General features: G+C 63.3%; 3 protein-coding genes. 2 read left to right on the forward strand and 1 reads right to left on the reverse strand.

Annotated elements, in window-relative coordinates; genetic code table 11:
- Positions 1-583 (forward strand): hypothetical protein (locus AACS18_RS21730; RefSeq protein ID WP_258228790.1); only part of this gene is annotated, 583 nt, incomplete at its 5' end.
- A gap of 2 nt (positions 584-585) precedes the next feature.
- On the opposite strand, the gene AACS18_RS21735 is transcribed toward AACS18_RS21730, so the two are convergent.
- Positions 586-1,806: a DEAD/DEAH box helicase gene (locus AACS18_RS21735; RefSeq protein ID WP_108613301.1), complete on the reverse strand. Its 1,221-nt coding sequence runs from the start codon at positions 1,804-1,806 to the stop codon at positions 586-588.
- 143 nt (positions 1,807-1,949) lie between these two features.
- Between AACS18_RS21735 and AACS18_RS21740 the strand changes: the two genes are divergently transcribed.
- Positions 1,950-2,713, forward strand: a 764-nt coding sequence (locus AACS18_RS21740; RefSeq protein ID WP_108613302.1) for a transporter substrate-binding domain-containing protein, incomplete at its 3' end; no start/stop codon positions are given.

Consider the following 2,713-nt stretch of genomic DNA (forward strand, 5'->3'; position numbering starts at 1 on the left):
GCCCAGCAGCTGGCAGGCGATGCCGGATGAACTGATCAACCAGCTTGCCAGCGAGATCAGCGACAGCGAGTTGCCGCTGGCGCAGCGTGTGAGCAATCTGGAAGCAACAGAGGCCGGGTGGCTTAGCGAGGGTGAGAGTCTGATCCGGCTACAGGGACGCTATGCCCTGGCGCTGGATCAGTTGGCGCAGGAGAGCGAGCAGTTGCCGCTGGCCGAGCGGCTGGACGCCCTCAGCCGCTTGCAGGACCGGTGGGCAGCGGATCATCCGGATTTGGCGGTGGAGCTGTTCAACCCGGATGCCCGCCTGCAGCAAGCTCGTCAGCTTTGGGGAGATGAGGAGCTGGCCACCCTGGCCCATCACTTCCTGCCCGCAGAGCAGGCTGAAGCCACGCTGGCGTTTGCCGGGGCGCGCCAGCAACAGCTCGATCAACGCAGCCGCTACCAGCGAGAGCTGGCCGAGCTGGAGCAGCAACTGGCGGCCAGCCAACAGCAGATGGATCCTGCGCTGTGGCAACAACACAAGGAGGAGGTGTTGAGCCAGTGGCGTCGTGACTTCTTCGCGCGGGAGCATGGCAAACCCTGAGGTCAGCGCTTGCCCTTGAACTGCTTGACGCTGCGTTTGGCCTGAGTGCGGCGATTGGCCTGCTTGTCACGAGGGGGGCGCTTGCCCTCCCCGCTGGCAGGCTGGTCGGTGACCGGGAATCCCGCCAGATCGCCCAACGGCAGCTCGCGGCCGGTCAGGGTGCGAATGGCTTGCAGCATGTCACTCTCGCCATGACAGACCAGCGAGATGGCCAGCCCCTCGCGGCCAGCCCGGGCGGTACGACCGATGCGGTGTACGTAAACAGGGGCGCTGGCGGGCAAGTCCAGATTGATCACCACCGGCAGCGCCTCCACATGGATGCCACGCGCCATCAGGTCGGTGGCCACCAGCACCCGAATTTTGCCCTCTTTGAAATCGCTGAGCGCCTGCTCGCGCACCGCCTGCTCCTTCTCGCCATGAAGGGCGGCCACCGCAATGCCCGCCTTGGCCAGCTTTCTGGCAACCCCGTCGGCATCATCCCGCGCACTGATAAAGACCAGCACCTGCGGCCATGCCTGCTCCTTGAGCAAGCTGATGAGCGCCGGGACCTTGCTGCTCTTGTTGACCAGATAGAGCCGCTCTGCGATCTCGTTCACCACGCTGTTGAGGGGGTTGGCCTCGATGCGGGTAGGCTCGCGCAGCAGGCCGTTGGCCAGCGCCTCCAGCTCGGCAGGCAAGGTGGCGGAGAAGAGCAGGGTTTGGCGATCCGCCGGAATAAAGCCGAGCAGTGCCTTGATGTCGGGAGCAAAGCCCATCTCCAGCAGGCGATCCGCTTCATCCAGCACCAGCAGTTGCAAACCATCCAGCCCCAACAGTTGCTGGGTCAGCAGATCCCGCAGCCGCCCCGGCGTCGCCACCAGCAGCTGTGGCCCCAGCGCCAGCTCGGCCTGTTGCCGCTCCTGCGCAACGCCCCCACACAACGTCACTATACGCAGCCCCAGCGCCTCGGCGCCCTCTTCAAGCGCGGCAGTGACCTGAGTCGCCAGCTCGCGGGTTGGCACCAGCACCAGACCCTGCACCTGACTGGAGGAAGGATCCAGCCGTTGCAGCAGCGGCAAGCCAAACGCCAGCGTCTTGCCGCTGCCGGTCTGGGCCAGCGCCAGCAGATCCTGCCCCGCCAGCGCCGCCGGAATGGCCAGCTGCTGGATGCGGGTCGGCGTCTGCAAGGTGGCGGGCAAAGAGGCAAGCAGAGCGGGATGGAGGGCAAGTTCGCTAAAGGTCATGGCGCTACGTCAACAAAGAAGTGGGAGGCGAAGTCTAGTGAGCAGGGGCCGAGAAGTAAAACCCTATCCATGATGGCCTGGCCGAGGGGGCTGGCGACCGGCTGACTACACTTTAGCTGACCCATCATCAAGAGAGACCCGCCATGACCAGACACATCCCCCTTCTACTGCTCGTGGTCACCCTGCTCGGCAGCGCGACTCTCGGCCTGTCGCAGACTCCGGAGAACGACACCACCCCCGAGCCGCCGAAACAGGTGCGCATCCTCAATGCCCACCTTGGCGAGCTGCCGGGGCTGATCAATGCCGACAAGACAGGCCCCTTCGTCGATCTGGTACACGCCATCGATGATCTCTACCCCGATGTAACCATCAAGATCACCATCTACCCCATCGCCCGTGCCATGGCTGGGGTGATCTCCGGCAAGGCTGATCTGGGGCTGCCCGCCATCCGCAACCTCAAGGATATCGATATGCTGGCTTATCGCTTCAGCACCCGCAGTTTTGGCAAGGTTGCCCATGTGATTTACAGCAATACCGCCAATCCGGTCACCACGGATATGGCCTATGGCATAGTGCCCACCAAACGGGATCTGCTGATCGAGGCCGTTCCCGACTATATGCCCTTCCCGGTGCAGCGCTCGATGAGTATCGAGCAGTCACTGCGCAAGCTCTCACGCGGCCGTATCGACGCCTTTGTCTGGGCGCAAGAGGAGGCCGACCTGATGCTCAAGCAGCTGGGGCTGACCAATATCAGGCGAGAATTTTTCGGGGATTTCGAGGATGTCTTCATCATCCAGAAAGGGGCTGCAGGTGATGAGATGGACGAATTTCTCCGCCAAGCCATCGATCAGCTGGCTGCCACCGGCAAACTGGCCGAGATCTACGAGAAGATCCACCGCCCCTATGT

Origin of the sequence: Aeromonas sp. HMWF015 (assembly GCF_963878965.1) — a bacterium.
Taxonomy (GTDB): Bacteria; Pseudomonadota; Gammaproteobacteria; order Enterobacterales; family Aeromonadaceae; genus Aeromonas; species Aeromonas veronii.